Origin of the sequence: Collimonas sp. OK607 (genome assembly GCF_900111995.1) — a bacterium.
Classification (GTDB): domain Bacteria; phylum Pseudomonadota; class Gammaproteobacteria; order Burkholderiales; family Burkholderiaceae_D; genus Collimonas.
In genome coordinates this window covers 77,160-94,132 of sequence record NZ_FOKF01000004.1, presented here as the reverse complement: position 1 = coordinate 94,132, position 16,973 = coordinate 77,160, and the positions used below count along the sequence as shown (strand labels likewise).

Here is a 16,973-nt window from a genome sequence, read left to right as displayed (position 1 = left end):
TTACGTCGCCCGGTTGCTGCTTTCAATCTTTCCTACGTCAGCGCGGCAACTGATTGAACGGCACACCTTTATCCATGCGCGGTTCCGACGGCAGACCCAGCACGCGTTCGCCAACGTTATTCTTGACGATTTCATCGGTGCCGCCGGCAATCCGCATGCCCGCCGCACCGAACCACAACTTCTCCACCAACTGCCACGTGTCACCGACTTCTTCGGCCGCGAGTACGCCGCGCTCCCCCTGCAGATCCATCGCAAAATAAGCGAAGTCCTGCAAGGTACGGGCGCCGACGATCTTGGCGATCGACAATTCGGGGCCGGGCTCCTTGCCCTTGCCGAGTGCGGTCAAGCCGCGACACTGCAACAGCCAAAGGCCATGGGCGTTCAGGTACAGATCGGCTAACCGTTCGCGCATGCGGCCGTCGGCCATGGCGCTGCCGCCGTTGAATTCTGCCGAACGCATTATTTGCGCCGCCGTGCGCCACAAATCGGGAGGCATCACGCCGCCGATCGACAGTCTTTCATTCATCAGCGCGGTCAGCGTAACCTTCCAGCCGGCGCCGGCCGCTCCCACGCGCTGGCTATCCGGAATGAAGACGTCATTGAAAAACACTTCGTTGAACTCGGATTCGCCATTGGCTTGCCGTATCGGGCGCACTTCCACACCAGGCGCTTTCATGTCGATGAAGAAACTGGTCAAGCCCTCGAACTTGGGCACAGTCGGATCGGTGCGCGCCAGCACCATGCCGAATTCAGCAAATTGCGCCAGCGTGGTCCAGACTTTTTGTCCATTCAAGATCCAGCCGTCGCGGCCGTCGCTGCAGCACTCGGCGCGCGTGCGCACCATGCCGAGATCGGAGCCGGCGCCCGGTTCGGATAGCAATTGGCACCACAGTTCCTTGCCGTGCAGTGCCGGCCCCAGGTAGCGGGCGCGCACTTCTTCACTGGCATGAGCGAATAGCGAGGGAAGCACCATGCCGAGGCTCACGGCGAAATAGTTCGGCGGCACATTGAAGCGCCCCTCTTCCTGACGGTAAATGACTTCCTGCATCGGCGTGCCGCCGCGCCCGCCGAAGGCAACCGGCCAGGTAATCGCGCCGAAGCCGGCGGCGGCCCGCCGTCCCTGCCATTCGCGGGACGCCTGCAACAATTGTGCGGATGTCAGCCCTTGGCCGGATATTTCGTCAGAACGTTGCTTTTGCGGTGCATTATCCTGTAACCATTGGCGGCATTCCTGGCGGAAGCTGATTTCTTCGGGGGAGTCCTGGAAGTCCATTACGTTCTGTTCCTCGATTTTCCGCTAACGCCGGGCGTTGGCGGTTGTTGGGTAAATTTCCTCGGCTGGCCGTATCAGTCAGGCCGACTCAGGCGACAAGTTGACGTTCAAGGTTTTGCACCAGTTGTTCGCGCCAAACATGCGAACTGCCGAGCATCACCGCGAGCTGTCGCGCACGCCGATAAAACATGTGGCAGTCAAGTTCCCATGTGTAACCCATGCCGCCGTGGGTCTGGATGTTTTCCTGCGCCGCGTATGAAAAGGCTGCGCTGGCAGATGTGCGTGCGCCAGCGGCAGCGAGCGGCAGCTCGGGCGCATCGCTGAGTAAGGCCCAGGCGCCGTAATAACAATGGCTGCGCGCCATCTGATTGCCGGTATAGATATCGGCAAGTTTGTGCTTGATGCCCTGATAGGAGCCGATGGCACGGCCGAAGGCTTTGCGTTCACGGGCATAACCGCAAGCCATCTCGAGCGCGGCATCCGCACCGCCGAGTTGTTCGAACGCCAAAAGGATGGCGGCGCGATTGCGTACCTGTGCCAATACCGCGATGGCGTCGGTGCAGGCGTCTAGCGCTTCGGCCGGGGTGGCTTCGAAACGTAACTCCGCAAACGGACGGGATTTGTCCAGCGTTGCCAGGCGTCGGCGCGCAACGCTGGCGTCGAGATCAGCCACAACCAGCAGCGGCCGATGCGCTTCATCTTGCGCTAACACCACCGCAAAGGCAGCGGCTTCGCCATCCGATACCAGCGGCGCCAAACCGTGCAATGCACGGCCATCGAAGCGCGGCAGCACCATGCCTTGCGCCGCGTCCAGTGGCGCGGCAAGCGTCGCGATGGCGCCGTCCGCAATCCGTGGCAGCCAGCGTTGCTGTTGCGCTTCGCTTGCGCCCAGAAGCAAGGCTTGCAAAGCCAGATACAACGTGGAAGCCAGCGGCACCGGCGCCAACTGTCTGCCGATTTCTTCTGCGACGACGCACAATTCGAGCGCGCCCAGACCGTGGCCACCGCACGATACCGGCAACATCAGCGAAGTCACACCGAGACCGGTGAGGCCACGCCAGACCGGCTGACTATACAATTGCTCTTGTTCCATCACTTGCCGCGCTTCAATCAGCGGCGATTCATTGATCAGGAACTTGCGCACCTCGTCGCGCAACATATTCTGGTCGTCGGAAAAATCGAAATTCATCGTTATCTTCTTTCAAAGTGACATGTCTCAAACACGCGCAGACCATTTCAAATCCGCGCCGGTCACGCTATACCCTGGCGTTACGGCCGTAGAAGGTCTGCCCTTTTTCCGCCATGTCGCGCAACAGCTGCGGCGGCCGCAGATGCTGGCCGAACAGCCCCGCCAGGCGATCCGACTCGGCCACGAATGCGCTCAAGCCGATACCGTCGATGAAACAGAACGGACCGCCGGTATAGGCCGGGTAGCCGACCCCGAGGATGGCGCCGACATCGCCGTCGGCGGGGGCAATCAGTACGCCTTCGGCCATGCAGCGCGCCGCTTCCAGCGCCTGCACATACAGGATGCGTTGTTTGATGTCATGCGGATCGGGCTGTCGCGCCAAGCGCGGGTAGAGTTCGGTCAAGCCAGGCCAGATTTGTTTGCCGCTCTCGTTGTAGTCGTAGAAGCCCTTGCCGACTTTTTTTCCAAGCCGGCCGAGTTCATACAGCTTGGTCAAAATCGCCACGGAACGGCCAGCTTTGTATTCGTCCGGAAATTCCCGCGCTTGCGCCTGACCGGCATGCACCGATAATTCAATCGACAATTCATCGGTGATGGCCAACGGCCCGACGGCCATGCCAGCGTGCTTTGCGCAGTTTTCTATCAGCGCCGGGCTGATCCCTTCCGCCACCATGCCGATCGCATCGTCGATGAAGGCGCCGATGAAGCGGCTGGTGAAAAAACCGCGACTGTCGTTGACCAGGATCGGCGTCTTCTTCAATTGCGCGACGAAGTCCAGTGCCTGCGCCAGTGTGGCGTCGGAAGTTTGCTTGCCGCGTATCACTTCAACCAGCGGCATGCGTTCCGCCGGGGAAAAGAAGTGCAGGCCGATAAACCGTTCCGGACGGCGGCTGGCCGCTGCCAGCACGGTGATCGGCAGTGCCGACGTGTTACTGGCCAGCACACAGTGATCAGGCAGCACGGCGTCGAGTTTTTTGGTTACCTCGGCTTTCAGCGCACGGTCTTCGAACACGGCTTCGACCACCATGTCGGCATCGTGCAAGAGTTCGTAATCGGTCGATGGGGTAATCCGCGCCAGGATCGCATCAGCCTTATCCTGCGTCATGCGGCCTTTGGCAATCAGCCGCCCCAGCGATTTGACCGCATAGGCTTTGCCGCGTTCGGCGCCGGCTTCGTCGCGATCGATTAGCACCACGCTGATGCCACGCTGCGCTGCATTCAGCGCAATCCCGGCGCCCATCATACCCGCCCCTATCACGCCGAGCTTGCTGCATTTGAACGGCGCGAATCCCGCCGGCCGATGCATCAGCTTTTCCGCTTTGGATTTATTCACGAACAAGGTGCGTATCATGCCGCGCGATACCGGACTTAACGTCAGCTGTGCCAGGTATTTACTTTCAACGGCCAACGCTTTGTCCATCGGCAACTGGCCACCCTCAAACAGGCAACTCTGAATCGCGAGCGGAGCCGGCAGATTATGATAAGTATTCGCCTGCAACATGGTGTTGCCGACGACAAAACTCGGCGCCACGCGTGGGTCGAGCGGTCCGCCACCCGGAATCTTATAGCCTTTGACATCCCAAGGCTGCACCGCGTTCGGGGTATCCAGCAACCAGCGCTTGGCCGCCGCCAGCAGTTCGATTTTTGGTACGACAGCGTGAATCATGCCGGTTTCCAGGGCTTTGGCGGCATTCGCTTGCCGGCCTTCCATCAGATAAGGCATCGCACCCAGAATACCCAGCAGCCGCATCATGCGCTGCGTACCACCGGCGCCGGGCAGCAATCCGACCTGCACTTCCGGCAAGCCGACAACCAGGCTGGCGACGTCTGCCGCCACCCGGTAGTGGCAAGCCAGGCCAATTTCAAATCCTCCGCCCAGCGCCACGCCATTGATCGCCGCCGCGAACGGCTTGCCGCAGGTTTCCATGCGGCGTAACAGCCTGGACAGCGACGCGCATTTCTCGAACAGCAATTCGATTGCGTAGCCGGCCATGCTGTCGATCGTTTTCTCCATCTCTATCAGGTCGGCGCCAGCCACGAAGGCCTCTTTGCCGGAGATAACAATCGCGCCCTTGACGTTGGCATCCGCAACCACCCGGTCGATACAGTACGACAGGCTATCCATGAACACCTGATCGATCACGTTCATGGTTTTGTTCGGATAGTCGATAGTCAGCGTGGCAATGCCATCGCTGTCGACGGTGTAGTGAATGACATCTTGCATTTCGAATTCCTGAGAAAAATATCTGACGGAGGATAGGATTAGGAGGGCAGGATCAGATGCGCTCGATGATCATGGCCGATGCCATCCCGGCTGCAACGCACACGGAAATCAACGCCGTGCTGCGGCCGTTTCGCTCGAGTTCATCCAGCACGGTGCCGACGATCATGGCGCCGGTGGCGCCGAGCGGATGGCCCATGGCGATCGCACCGCCGTTGACATTGATGCGGTCATGCGGAATCGACAATGCTTCCATGAAGCACAACACCACGGATGAGAATGCTTCATTGAGTTCCCATAAATCGATATCCGAAGGCGTCATGCCGGCGCGTGCCAGCGCCTTGCGCGCGGCATGGCTAGGACCGTCGAGCATGATCGTCGGTTCGGATCCGACGGCGGCAAACGCGCGTATGCGCGCCCTCGGCTTCCTGCCCAGGCGAACACCCATCTCGGCGTTCCCGACCAGCACCGCCGCGGCGCCGTCGACGATGCCGGAGCTATTGCCGGCATGATGGATGTGATGAATCCGCTCGACTTGCGGATAGCGTTGCATCGCAACGCTATCGTAGCCGTATTTTTCCCCCATCTCGGTAAACGCCGGTTTGAGCGCAGAGAGCGATTCGGCAGATGTTTCGGGACGAATCGTTTCGTCACGGGCAAGCAAGGTCAGCCCGAGAAAGTCCTTGACCGGCACCACCGAATTCGCAAAACGTCCTTCGGCCCAGGCCAGGGCCGCACGGCGATGACTTTCAGCGGCGTAGCTATCGAGGTCGTTGCGGCTATGGCCATGCAAGCTGGCCAGCAGATCGGCAGAGATGCCTTGCATGACAAAGTACGTCTTGAACGCCATTTGCGGGTCTTGTGCCCAGGCCCCGCCATCGGCCCCCATGGCGACGCGCGACATCGACTCGACGCCGCCACCGATGGCCAGATCCGCCTGACCGGCCGACACCTTGGCTGCGGCCATTGCAATCGCTTCCAGTCCGGAACCGCAGTAACGGTTGATCTGGACCGCGGGGACGCTCTGATCGTAATCGGCGTTGAGTACCGCCATGCGCGCAATATTTCCGCCCTGTTCACCCACCGGAACGACACATCCCATGATCACATCGTCGACTAAGCTGGTTTCCAGCTGATTGCGCTCACGCAGCGCCACCAGCGGCCGGCTGGCAAGCCATACGGGCGTTATTTCGTGCAGGCTGCCATCGGGTTTACCTTTGCCGCGCGGAGTGCGGACATGATCGTAAATATAGGCTTCCATGTGTCTGAATGATCCCTTAAAGCAAATCGAGCAAGTTGGGACAGCTCTTGCGCAAGCGAGAGTTGCCATGCTGTTATAGATTGAGATGAACGGAGATTTCTGTACCGTTGGATCTTGATGAAGCAGCTTAAATTAATTTTATACTTAAGTCTAATATTAATATAGACCAAAGTATATATTTTTTCTGTATCAAGCATCGAGTACCAAGGCCGATCGCGTGCCACCGACACACGTCACCCGAAGTCGCCCGACGCGAAACGTTATTCATGATATGCAGCATGCATACGATGTAGTCAAGAATCCGGCCACCCTTGAGCTACCTTTTCGACTTTCTATCCGGGTAGGCGTTTAGTGTTCCCGATGCCGTGCATGTAGGATCTGAGCGCTTCGCGATCATCGGTGCCGACAACAGCGGCGTAATCTGTACCAAGGTATTCCGACAACAAGGGATTGAGATGGAGTGCTTTGAAAAAGGAAGTGGCTTGGGCGGGCTAAGGTGCTTTGAAAACGATAATGACGTTGGCGGTTGCTACCGCTCACTACATATCAATACCTCGAAACGGGTCATGGAATTGTCCGACTATCCAATACCCTCCGGCACACCCGTTAATGAGGATCATCATGTACCCCTCGCCTTCACTGGAACGCCCCATAAAGTGAACGTAACACTTAAAAAATATAGTCGGAAACCTGAGAAAGTCTTCCGCAAGCACAAGCGTCGGTTCCAGCAAAAACCTAACGCCCATTGAATCGCGCTGGCCGTTTCGCCGCCCATGCCGCGGTGCCCTCGCGCAAATCCTCTGAGAATAGGGAGCGCTCAATATCGACACGCAGCTCCGCGATATCGAGTGTGCCGTTCGCGATCCGGTTCAAATGCTTTTTCATGCCGCACAACGCAATCGGCGCCATGCCGGAAAGCGTCTGCGTCAGACTCTCGGCAGTCGTTCTGAACACGTCCGATTCGACCAGATGCGTCAAGAACCCGCATGTTTTCATCTCCGCGGCATCTATCGTTTCAGCCATGAGGAACAACCGCTTGGCAGTATTCAGCCCCAAACGGCTTACATACCGCTCCAGCCCACGCTGATAGAAATGCAGTCCCAGCCGTGCAGCCGGCATAAACATGTTGGCATGTGGCACGCCGAGACGGAAGTCGCATGCAAGCGCAAGATCAGTGGCTCCCCCATAGACGCCGCCCTGAATAAGCGCAATTGTTATGGGCCGCGCATCTTCGAGTGCGTTCACGACTTGATCGAACGCTACGGCCTGCGAGGTTCCGATACGCAATATGTCATAGCCGCTACAAAAATACTTGCCATTCGCCTGCAGGCGCAGCACCAGGACGTCCTCCGCCTTGTTAGCGACGTCAATGTGCTCAATTAATGCAGATAAATCCTCCGAATCGAGCCGGTTTGCCGTTTCCGGCCGTCGCAAAGTAATTGTCGCGACACGTCCACATATGGTGAGTTCAGGGATCATGCGACAGCTCCTTCGTTTTTCAGATCTTGAATTGCGTTCTCGTCATAGCCGAATTCCCGCAGCAGCGCATCCGTGTGTTCGCCGACGTTGGGACCTGCACGCTCAAAACGCTCGGGATGCGGAAAGCCTGACAAATTGATTGGCGAGCGCACAAGTTCAATATCGCCGAGCGTCGGGTGTGGTGCAGGTCGTGTCATGCGAAGGTGGCGGGTCTGGATATCCTCGAATGCCTGGCCAATGTTGTAGATCGGCCCACACGGTACACCTACCGCATTGAGTCGCTCAATTAGTTGAGATGCAGTGAATTGTCTTGTGACAGCATTGATATCTGCGTCAAGCTGGGTTCTGCTGGCCGCACGTCCGGACCGGTCCTTATATGCCTGATTTTGGAACAAAGCATTCGCGCCGAGCGCATCGCAAAGATTGGCCCACATTTTGTCTGTGGTCGCACATATGTTGACCAGTGCATCGCTGGACTCATACGTTCCGATCGGTATCAAAGTCGGATGGGAGTTACCATGCTGCGTCGCGATCTCGTTGTTCATCGTATAGCGTGCTCCTTGAAAATCGAGCTTGCTTAACATCGACTCAATCAAAGAGGTATGCACCCACTGCCCCTCCCCGGTGCGCTCTCGGTGCAAAAGCGCAAGCAATATGCCCTGCCCAAGAAACATTCCAGCAGTCGTGTCCGATATCGCTATTCCGGTACGCATTGGCCCTTGACCTGGCTCACCGGTGATCGACATGAGGCCGCTCATGCCTTGGACGATTTGGTCTACACCCGGGCGATCCCGATATGGCCCGTCTTGTCCGAAGCCGGAAATGCTGGCCAGGATAATTCGGGGATTGACATCCCGCAACTGCTCATATTCCATTCCTAGTCGCCGTTTCACGCTCGATCGGAAGTTCTCGACGACAACGTCGGCCTTTGCCACCAGCTCACGCATGAGTGCTGCGCCTTTCGGATGCTTTAAATCAATGCATAAACTCCGCTTATTTCGATGGAGATTTTGCTCATCTGCGTTTCGACGCACGCCGGTAACGGAAGCGCCATCAGCGCGTGCAGACGGCGCCTCGATGCGAATGATATTCGCGCCCCAATCGGCAAGGAGACGAACCGCGGTCGGTCCGGCCCGAGCAATTGTCAAGTCGATAACCATGAAATTCGATAATGGTAATTTATTCATGATTGCCCTTATGACGTCGTTTGTTGAGTAGCTTCAAAATTGACTATTTAGACACCAAGACCGGCACCGCTCACAGTCACCACAACATCAGCACGTATTGTTCCGGCTTATCCTTAATAGGCTCATCACACGCTTTTAGTATCCGTGCATCGCATAAAGCGGGACCTGCCTGACGTCAGGTTCAGGCATGCCAACGGCGCAGGGATACGATGCGACAGTATCAGGACCTTAAAACCAGACCAGCTACGGGGAGCGGAAAGCCCAAGAACGCTCGCGCTCTAATTGTCCTGCAAGCTGGAACAACAAACCGTCACCCCGACACGGGCAGTAAACATCATGCCGATCGGCAGCCCCGTGTCACTCCAGCCTAAAGAAACCGACATTGACGGCTGTCCTCCTACATTGGCCACCACGGTGGGTTTTAAATCACGCTGCCGTGCTGTGTCACATACTCTTTGGCCCACCGATAATCGGCCTTGCCTGCCGGGCTGCGCATCACCTTATCCGTCAGGAACACTGCGCGCGGCACTTTATAGCCCGACAGATATTGGCGACAGACATACTGGAAGTCGGTGGCTGAAAATTCGGCACCAGGCATCACCTCCACGATGGCGGCCACTTTCTGTCCCCAGCGCTCATCGGCAATGCCGATCACCAGCACATCCTGTACCGTCGGACACCGCCGTGCCGCTTCCTCGACCTCTTCCGTGAATATTTTCTCGCCACCGGAGTTGATGCACTGCGAACCACGCCCGAGCATGACGATCCTGCCCTCTTCGTCGATGCGGGCCCGGTCACCACTGAGTACCCACAGGCGCTCATTGACCGTTACGAACACCTCGGCACTTTTCTCAGGATCGCGGTAGTAGCTGATCGGCGTATAACCGGTGCGGGCCAGAACGCCTTGCGACCCAGGCGCGGTGACGATGCACATCTGCTCATCGATCACCGCCAGTACCTCGCTTGGCTGCAGCACCATGTAACCCTCACCATGTGCCGGCCTGTTGCCGCCGCCGACCACGCCCATCTCGGACGAGCCCATGTTGTTGTTAAACATGATGTGCGGCACCGCCGCCTTCATGCGTTCCTGCAGGTGACCTGACAACACCGCGCCGCCATTGCCGAACAACATCAGAGCGTTCAGATCCCAACGCTGCGGGTGGGCTTCGAGTGCCTGTATCAGCGGCGTCGCCATTGCATCACCGACAACCGACATGCTGTTGACGCCGTCGCGCACCACGACATCCCAGGCGTGTTCAGCATCGAAATTGGTTTGATCGTTGACCACCACGGTGTGGCCGGAGTACAAGCTGATCAACGATGCCCACATGGCCGCTCCATGCATCATCGGCGCACTCGCAAAAAAAACCAGTGGCGACGCTTGCGGCACCAGGCGCTCCAGATCTTCGGGCCGGCCGATTGGCGGGCAGCGCAGGTAAAAGCCACCGCCTCCCAGTGCTCCCATGAACAAGGACTTGTGCGGCCATACGACGCCTTTCGGCATGCCGGTCGTGCCGCCGGTGCATAGCATGTAAAGATCGTTATCGGAACGCTCCGGGTCGTCGAGCGTCGCTTCACCGGTAGTCAGTACCGACTCGTAATTCTCGACACCAGCGACACCCGCTCCCACTTCCACTTCCGCTCCTACGCGTATGGCATTCTTCAATGTAGCCACACGCGGCAGCACCTTACCCACCTCGACGTCAAACTGGGCGCCATAAACCAGCAGCTTCAAATCAAGAGAAGTGAACAGATACGTTAATTCATCGGCTACATAACGGTAATTGACATTGACTGGCGCCGCCCCGATCTTGCAGCAGGCCAGAAAGGTTTCAAGGTATTCGGCCGAGTTATACAGTTGAATCCCGACGTTATCGAGGCGCCCGATGCCGCGTGCGCGCAGTCCGCACGCCAGGCGCGTGGCCCGTTCATCCAGCTGGCGAAAGCTAAGGCGGTGCGCGCCGCAGATAAAGGCTATGCGTTCCGGGACGACGCCGGCCACCACTTCGAACAGGTCGGCCAGGTTAAATGTTCTTGCCATTGATTCATCTCCATTTGATTTTTTACTTTTATCAATTACTAGCAATTCATTAGAAATTACGCGGCCATTGCAAGCGGCGGGGATTCCGCGTGCTGCGCCGCCAGCGCCCGCTTGTAGGGACGCATTGCCGAGACAAACGCAAGTACGGCAAAAAAATAGATACCCACCGCTCCGACCAGCGACCAACGCAACGCTTCAACACCTGCAACGCCGGTCAAGGCATCGCTGAGCACCCCCACCGCGAACGGACCCGATCCGCCCCCGAATATAGAAACGACAAGAGCGTAGACAGCCAATACGGTAGCGCGACGGTCCGAACGGGTAATCGCCGTCAACGCCGCGTAACTGGGCGCGGCCCACCATACCGAAAAGAAAGAAAACATCGCACTGACAATCATCGCCTTGGGCACCATGATGGAACCGATCAGCCAGGGGTTTCCAGCCGGGTACAAGAAATAAACAACTCCCAATGGCAACGCAATCGTCGTGCCCAGAATCGGCACCCCAAGCTGCCAGCGTGGATCGCGCGCAGAGAGCCGGTCGCAAAGCCAGCCGCTGAACAGTCCGCCGGCGACAGCGGTAACGCCGCCGATGACGCCGACGATAATACCCGCATCTTTCAGGTTCAATCCGTGCGAACGAACCAGGAACGTGGTGCTCCATATGCCAATGCCGTAGCCGGAAAATCCCAGCAGAAACCCTGCCAGCGAAATGCGCTTGAATTCCTTGGACTGCCATAAGTCACGCATCACTTTCCCGAACGACTCGGTTCTTCCTGTCGGCCGTCTGGCTGGCACATCCCAGCTACCGCGTATCGGTTCCACAGCGGTAAAGCGCAGCAGCAAAGCCGCAATGACGCCTGGCACGGACATCCATAGAAATGCGCTGCGCCAGCCGTGGTGGTAGGCAATCCAGCCCCCCAGGCTAAGGCCCAGCAATGTGCCCAGACTCGGCCCCAGCATGAACACGCTCATGGCGCGCGCCCGGTGCTGTGGTGGATAATGGTCTGCGATCATCGATATCGACGGCGCCGAGGCGCCAGCCTCGCCCACCGCCACGCCCCCGCGCGCCAACGCCAACTGCATATAGCTGGTTCCCATGCCGCACAATGCCGTCATCAAGCTCCATGCGCCACAACACAAAGCAATAAAATTGCGCCGGTTCGTGCGATCCGCATAACGGCCGAACGGCACCGCTACTACGCTAAAAAACAATGCGAATGTGAGACCGGTCAGCAAACCCATTTCGGTATCTGAAACCCCGAATTCCTTTTTTATCGGCTCGATCAACACCGCCATGATTTGCCGGTCGACCATGCTCATGGCATACACGAACAACAGGATAAGCAAGGTGTAGTGACTGCGGCGATTGGGATTGTCGGGGGCGGTCATTTTCTCTCCGGGATTTCTTATGTTGTAGCAGAACGCTGCCTCGCGTCATGCCAGTAAAAATCGGCTTTTGTCACGACTCTTCTCACGGCTTCAGCTCGCCGGTCAATGCGACTCAACATCACATATTTATATACTAAAGGTTATTTTTATATTTTGGTATACATTTAGGTGTTGCAACACATAAAATTAAATTGCGTTAAATGGCGTGAAATTGCTTTGAGTGGCTTTAAGCGGTTTTACATGCAGTCGGCAATGGCGGTCGTTTGGGCGCTACGGCAAGCGACACTAAGATCAATCTGATTTTCAATCACTCTCTTACTACAAATGAACACTACATCCGCTTCGCCCTCCAGCCACGGCCCTTTGACGGGCATTCGCGTGATCGAATTTGCCGGCATCGGCCCGGGACCGTTTGCCGGCATGATGCTGGCCGACATGGGCGCGGAGGTGATCGTGATCGAGCGCTGCAGCGACATTCGCCCCAACAGTCCCCGGGTGGCGATGAATCGCGGCAAACGCTCGATCGCACTCGATCTGAAGACGGATAGTGGCCGTGATGCGGCCTGGCGTCTGCTTGCAACAGCTGACGTGCTGATAGAAGGCTTTCGCCCCGGCGTCATGGAACGCCTCGGATTTGGCCCCGACGCTGTTCATGCGCGCAATGCCAAGCTTATCTACGGGCGTATGACAGGCTGGGGGCAGACCGGGCCGCTGGCGCAAGCGGCTGGTCATGACATCAATTATGTTGCGTTGACTGGCGTTCTCGATATCTCGGCGCGCCCGGGACAGTTACCGGTTATACCGCCTTCCATCGTCGGCGACATGGGTGGCGGCGCGATGTTTCTCGCCTTCGGCATTGTCTGCGCACTGCTGGAAACGCGGCAATCGGGCAAAGGTCAGGTGATTGATGCTTCGATTGTCGACGGCGTGGCCGCTTTGAGCGCCTTGGTGCATACACTGCGTGGCGTAGAATTCTGGCGGGATGATCCCGAACACAATTTCTTTTTGAATACCTCGCCGTTTTATGAAGTATTTGAATGCGCGGACGGCCTGGCGATCACGCTGGGCGCGATCGAGCCGCAATTTTATGCCGAACTGTTGCAGCGCCTTGGTTTAAGCGACGTTGATCCCATTCATCAATACGACAGTCGCCAATGGCCGCTGCTCAAAGCGCGCGTGGCGGCCCTGATCAAGACCCGCAGCCGGGACGAATGGTGTGCCCTGCTAGAGGGTAGCGATGTATGTTTCGCGCCGGTACTCAGCCTGGAACAAGCGCCGCGACACCCGCACAATGCAGAACGCGGCGTATTCGTCGAAGTCAATGGCAAACAACAGCCGGCTCCGGCGCCACGCTTCTCACGCACGCCGGCCAGGCCACCCGGCGCCGGAACCCACGCTGGCGAAGACACCGATGCCATACTGGCCGAACTGGGTTACGACGCAGAGCACATCGTGCGCCTTCGCAATATGCAATATGCAAGCTTGTAAGTGAAATCAGATCCGGTACACCACCATGCCCTCAGTGCAAGCACCGTCCCCATACCCTCACCTGCTGGCGCCGCTCGACCTCGGATTCATCGTGCTGAAAAACCGGGTGCTGATGGGCTCGATGCACACCGGCCTGGAAGAACTGCCGGATAGTTTCGAACGCATGGCTGTCTTTTATGCAGCACGTGCCCGGGGCGGAGTCGGCTTGATCGTAACCGGTGGTATCGGCATTAACGACAGCGCGCTCGGCGCCGGTCATACAGCTGCGGCATCCACGCTGCAAACACCGCAACAGGCACTGCGTCATCGCATCATCACCGATGCGGTGCACGCTGCCGGCGGCGCCATCCTGCTACAGGCGCTGCACATCGGTCGCTATGACCATGCGGATGGCGGTGTGGCGCCATCACCGCTACGTTCGCCTATCGGCACGAAAGCGCCACGCGAACTGACGGATGCTGAGATAAGGGGCCTGATCGACGACTATGAAAATTGCGTCGGACTGGCGCAATCGGCGGGATATGACGGCGTCGAGATCATGGGTTCAGAAGGCTATCTGATTAACCAGTTCATCGCTTCACGCACCAACCAGCGCCAGGATGACTGGGGCGGCTCATTCAGCAGGCGCATCCGGTTTGCGCTTGAAGTAGTGCGCCGCGTGCGTGCCAGGGCCGGCCCCCGTTTCATCATCATGTTCCGGCTGTCCATGCTCGACCTGGTGGACGGCGGCAGCACCTGGGATGAAGTCGTGGCACTCGCACAAGCGCTGGAAGCCGCGGGCGCGACCATCCTGAACACCGGAATCGGCTGGCACGAGGCGCGCATTCCGACCGTGGCGACCCTGGTGCCGCGCGGCACGTTCTCCTGGGTGACGCGACGCCTCAAAGGCCTGGTCACATTGCCATTGGTGACCAGTAACCGCATCAATACGCCTGAACTGGCCGAGGCGGTGCTGCAACGCGGCGATGCCGACATGGTATCGATGGCGCGCCCGTTCCTGGCTGATGCCGATTTCGTGCTGAAAGCGGCGCAAAACCGCAGCGACGAAATCAACACCTGTATCGCCTGTAATCAAGCGTGTCTCGACCATGTTTTCGAACAGCGCCGGGTAAGCTGCCTGGTCAACCCTTACGCTTGCTACGAAACCGAGCTATCGCTGGCGGCGACCGCCATGCCGCGACAGATTGCGGTGGTGGGCGCAGGCCCGGCCGGCCTGGCTTGCGCAGTAACAGCAGCCCAGCGCGGCCACAACGTCACTTTGTTCGAGGCTGCCGACCGGATTGGCGGCCAGTTCAATCTGGCCCGACGCATCCCTGGCAAGGAGGAATTTGGTGAGACACTGCGCTATTTCAAACGCCAATTGACATTGCATGGTGTACAGGTCCGGCTCGAACAGCGTGCCGATAGCGCCGCCCTGACGAACTTCGACCATGTTGTGTTGGCGACTGGCATCGCAGCAAGACTGCCGGCCATCCCCGGTACCGGACACCCTAAGGTGATGGATTATGCAGACGCCATCATGGGCCGCAGAACGGTGGGCCAACGCGTCGCCATCATCGGCGCCGGCGGCATCGGTTTCGACGTTGCCGAATTGCTCAGCCATGATGAAAGCCCTGAGCTGGATGCCATCGACAGTTTCCGCAACGAGTGGGGTATCGACCCGACCGGCCAGGCATCCGGCGGGTTGAAACCGCCCCGGGCCCGAACTGGTTCGCGCGAGATATGGCTATTGCAACGCAAGCCTGGTAATCCGGGCCAAAATCTGGCCCGATCCACCGGTTGGATCCGTCGCACATTATTGAAACGGCGCGGCGTCCACATGTTCGGCGGCGTCGAATATCTACGCATCGACGACCAGGGCCTGCATGTGCGATTCAACGGACACACGCAATGCCTGCCGGTGGACAACGTCGTCGTATGTGCCGGTCAGGAACCGGAACGCGGATTGCACGCATCCCTGGTGGCGCACGGAAAGCCTGTCACGCTCATCGGCGGCGCCGACGTCGCCAACGAACTGGACGCCAAGCGCGCGATTAGCCAAGGCGTCCGGCTCGCCCTTAATTTATGATATTTACCTGCAACCATTCCTCACCGTGAGAAATCATCCCATGCTTACCACAGCAGATACAATCCGTTCCCGCCGCTCGATTCGAGGTTTCCTGCCTGCAGAAGTACCCGCGGCAACCTTATCCGAAATATTCTCGCTGGCGCAATATGCGCCGTCGAACTGCAACACCCAGCCATGGATAACCCATGTTGCCTCCGCCGCATCCCGCGACAGGCTGCAGCAACATCTAAGCCAGGCAACGCTCGACCCGGCCAGATATGCGCCGGACTTCCCGTATGACGGTAAATACGATGGCATCTACCGTGAGCGTCAGTACGATGCCGCAATTCGACTCTATGGCGCGATGGGAATTGCGCGCGACGACAAGGCTGGACGCGCGCGCAGTTTTCAACGCAACTTTGAATTTTTCGGCGCGCCGCACGTGGCGTTCGTATTTCTGCCTGAGCCCTTCGGTATGCGCGAAGCGGCCGATTGCGGCATGTACACACAAACCCTGATGCTGGCGATGGCTGCGCACGGCATCGCCTCCTGTCCGCAAACATCGCTTAGTTTTCACCCGCAGGTGGTGCGTGAAGTGCTGGATGTCGCTCCTTCGTTCCGACTGTTGTTCGGTATTTCGTTCGGTTACGAAGACACCACGATCGATGCCAACACCTGCCGTACCGATCGCGCGGAGTTAGCCTGCGCAGTACATTTCCACCGTTAAGAAGAATTGGCGCAGCGCCTGTTTTTTCAGGTTGGCGTGCCCGCCTTGGCCACGGGTCGAATCACCTCGGACAAGAAGCGCGTCGTCTCGGTGATACGGGCTGGCAAATCGTCATCCGGATACAGCCGCCAATAGCGCACCACCGACAAATACGCGGAACCGATCATCTGGATCAGAAAATCCGCCGCATAGTCGGTGCGCATGTCGCCCTGGACAATCCCGGCTTCGATAAGCGGGGCCAGCGCAGCATGAAAACGTTCCAGGCGATAGCGGCCGGTGGCTTGCGTATTCCATTCGCGTTCGAGTTCGCCGGTCACGGCTTTCAGATAATCAGGCCACTTCGCCGTCCCCGCTTCGAACGCACGAAACAGATTTTCGATGCGCTTACCAGTCGATAAGCGCAAGGCGAGCTGCTCGTCGACCGTCACGCTGAAATTCGACACTTGCTCGATCCAGAGCGCCTGCAGGACAGCGTCCTTGCTCTGAAAATAATTGAAGAAGGTAGCCCGCCCGACATCGGCGCGATCCGTGATGTCGTCGATGGTAGTTCCGGTGACGCCTTTTTCGGCAAAGAGTTGCCGCGCGGCGTCCAGCAGACGCGCCAGCGTATTCGATTTGTTGCGCTCTCTGCGCGACTGTAGCATGCTATTTTCTTCCATATAGACTGGT

Annotated in this window: 13 protein-coding genes; 4 read left to right on the top strand and 9 right to left on the bottom strand. The window is 58.2% G+C overall.

The window, feature by feature from the left end; all coding sequences use genetic code 11:
* Positions 1–37 precede the first annotated feature (37 nt).
* From BM029_RS26220 to BM029_RS04635, 4 genes are all read right to left on the bottom strand, one after another.
* Positions 38–1,273, bottom strand: coding sequence for an acyl-CoA dehydrogenase family protein (locus tag BM029_RS26220; RefSeq protein ID WP_092433076.1), 1,236 nt, complete (start codon positions 1,271–1,273; stop codon positions 38–40).
* Positions 1,274–1,361: 88 nt separating this feature from the next.
* Positions 1,362–2,462 carry an acyl-CoA dehydrogenase family protein gene (locus BM029_RS26215; RefSeq protein ID WP_092433074.1) on the bottom strand — a complete coding sequence of 367 codons (1,101 nt, stop codon included), beginning with the start codon at positions 2,460–2,462 and terminating at the stop codon, positions 1,362–1,364.
* 67 nt (positions 2,463–2,529) lie between these two features.
* Entirely contained in the window at positions 2,530–4,686 is a 2,157-nt protein-coding gene (locus tag BM029_RS04640) for an FAD-dependent oxidoreductase (protein ID WP_092433073.1), read from the bottom strand.
* A 52-nt stretch (positions 4,687–4,738) separates the two neighbouring features.
* Complete coding sequence (locus BM029_RS04635; protein ID WP_092433069.1) at positions 4,739–5,944, bottom strand: acetyl-CoA C-acetyltransferase; 1,206 nt, start codon at positions 5,942–5,944, stop codon at positions 4,739–4,741.
* 365 nt (positions 5,945–6,309) lie between these two features.
* On the opposite strand from BM029_RS04635, the gene BM029_RS26545 reads away from it, so the two are divergent.
* Complete coding sequence (locus BM029_RS26545) at positions 6,310–6,693, top strand: hypothetical protein (RefSeq protein WP_092433067.1); 384 nt, start codon at positions 6,310–6,312, stop codon at positions 6,691–6,693.
* On the opposite strand, the gene BM029_RS04625 is transcribed toward BM029_RS26545, so the two are convergent.
* From BM029_RS04625 to BM029_RS04610, 4 genes are all read right to left on the bottom strand, one after another.
* Positions 6,680–7,423 (bottom strand): enoyl-CoA hydratase/isomerase family protein, encoded by a 744-nt coding sequence (locus BM029_RS04625; RefSeq protein ID WP_092433065.1) that lies wholly within the window; start codon positions 7,421–7,423, stop codon positions 6,680–6,682. The two genes, BM029_RS26545 and BM029_RS04625, sit on opposite strands and share 14 nt — an antisense overlap.
* Positions 7,420–8,610, bottom strand: coding sequence for a CaiB/BaiF CoA transferase family protein (locus tag BM029_RS04620; RefSeq protein WP_092433064.1), 1,191 nt, complete (start codon positions 8,608–8,610; stop codon positions 7,420–7,422). The genes BM029_RS04625 and BM029_RS04620 overlap by 4 nt, the downstream gene beginning before the upstream one ends.
* 421 nt (positions 8,611–9,031) lie before the next feature.
* Positions 9,032–10,651, bottom strand: a complete 1,620-nt coding sequence (locus BM029_RS04615) for an AMP-binding protein (RefSeq protein ID WP_092433063.1) — start codon at positions 10,649–10,651, stop codon at positions 9,032–9,034.
* A 56-nt stretch (positions 10,652–10,707) separates the two neighbouring features.
* The gene (locus BM029_RS04610) at positions 10,708–12,042 is read right to left on the bottom strand and encodes a spinster family MFS transporter (RefSeq protein ID WP_092433061.1); all 1,335 of its coding nucleotides are present in this window, start codon (positions 12,040–12,042) and stop codon (positions 10,708–10,710) included.
* Positions 12,043–12,366: 324 nt separating this feature from the next.
* On the opposite strand from BM029_RS04610, the gene BM029_RS04605 reads away from it, so the two are divergent.
* Genes BM029_RS04605 through BM029_RS04595 form a run of 3 tightly spaced genes read left to right on the top strand, consistent with a single transcriptional unit; the run spans position 12,367 to position 16,304 of the window.
* Complete coding sequence (locus tag BM029_RS04605) at positions 12,367–13,530, top strand: CaiB/BaiF CoA transferase family protein (RefSeq protein ID WP_170850977.1); 1,164 nt, start codon at positions 12,367–12,369, stop codon at positions 13,528–13,530.
* A gap of 25 nt (positions 13,531–13,555) precedes the next feature.
* On the top strand, positions 13,556–15,598 hold the full coding sequence (locus BM029_RS04600; RefSeq protein WP_092433059.1) for an NADPH-dependent 2,4-dienoyl-CoA reductase: 2,043 nt from the start codon (positions 13,556–13,558) through the stop codon (positions 15,596–15,598).
* A 40-nt stretch (positions 15,599–15,638) separates the two neighbouring features.
* Entirely contained in the window at positions 15,639–16,304 is a 666-nt protein-coding gene (locus tag BM029_RS04595) for a nitroreductase (RefSeq protein ID WP_092433057.1), read from the top strand.
* Positions 16,305–16,330: 26 nt separating this feature from the next.
* Here BM029_RS04595 and BM029_RS04590 read toward each other — a convergent pair whose 3' ends face one another.
* Positions 16,331–16,948, bottom strand: a complete 618-nt coding sequence (locus tag BM029_RS04590) for a TetR/AcrR family transcriptional regulator (RefSeq protein WP_170850976.1) — start codon at positions 16,946–16,948, stop codon at positions 16,331–16,333.
* Positions 16,949–16,973: the final 25 nt, after the last annotated feature.

Bases quoted from the DNA above. Each gene is read 5' to 3' on its own strand.
- BM029_RS04625 (WP_092433065.1), bottom strand. From the start codon at position 7,423: ATGATCCCTGAACTCACCATATGTGGACGTGTCGCGACAATTACTTTG.
- BM029_RS26215 (WP_092433074.1), bottom strand. From the start codon at position 2,462: ATGAATTTCGATTTTTCCGACGACCAGAATATGTTGCGCGACGAGGTG.
- BM029_RS04595 (WP_092433057.1), top strand. From the start codon at position 15,639: ATGCTTACCACAGCAGATACAATCCGTTCCCGCCGCTCGATTCGAGGT.
- BM029_RS04620 (WP_092433064.1), bottom strand. From the start codon at position 8,610: ATGAATAAATTACCATTATCGAATTTCATGGTTATCGACTTGACAATT.
- BM029_RS04615 (WP_092433063.1), bottom strand. From the start codon at position 10,651: ATGGCAAGAACATTTAACCTGGCCGACCTGTTCGAAGTGGTGGCCGGC.
- BM029_RS04635 (WP_092433069.1), bottom strand. From the start codon at position 5,944: ATGGAAGCCTATATTTACGATCATGTCCGCACTCCGCGCGGCAAAGGT.
- BM029_RS04640 (WP_092433073.1), bottom strand. From the start codon at position 4,686: ATGCAAGATGTCATTCACTACACCGTCGACAGCGATGGCATTGCCACG.
- BM029_RS04610 (WP_092433061.1), bottom strand. From the start codon at position 12,042: ATGACCGCCCCCGACAATCCCAATCGCCGCAGTCACTACACCTTGCTT.
- BM029_RS26220 (WP_092433076.1), bottom strand. From the start codon at position 1,273: ATGGACTTCCAGGACTCCCCCGAAGAAATCAGCTTCCGCCAGGAATGC.
- BM029_RS04605 (WP_170850977.1), top strand. From the start codon at position 12,367: ATGAACACTACATCCGCTTCGCCCTCCAGCCACGGCCCTTTGACGGGC.
- BM029_RS04590 (WP_170850976.1), bottom strand. From the start codon at position 16,948: ATGCTACAGTCGCGCAGAGAGCGCAACAAATCGAATACGCTGGCGCGT.
- BM029_RS04600 (WP_092433059.1), top strand. From the start codon at position 13,556: ATGCCCTCAGTGCAAGCACCGTCCCCATACCCTCACCTGCTGGCGCCG.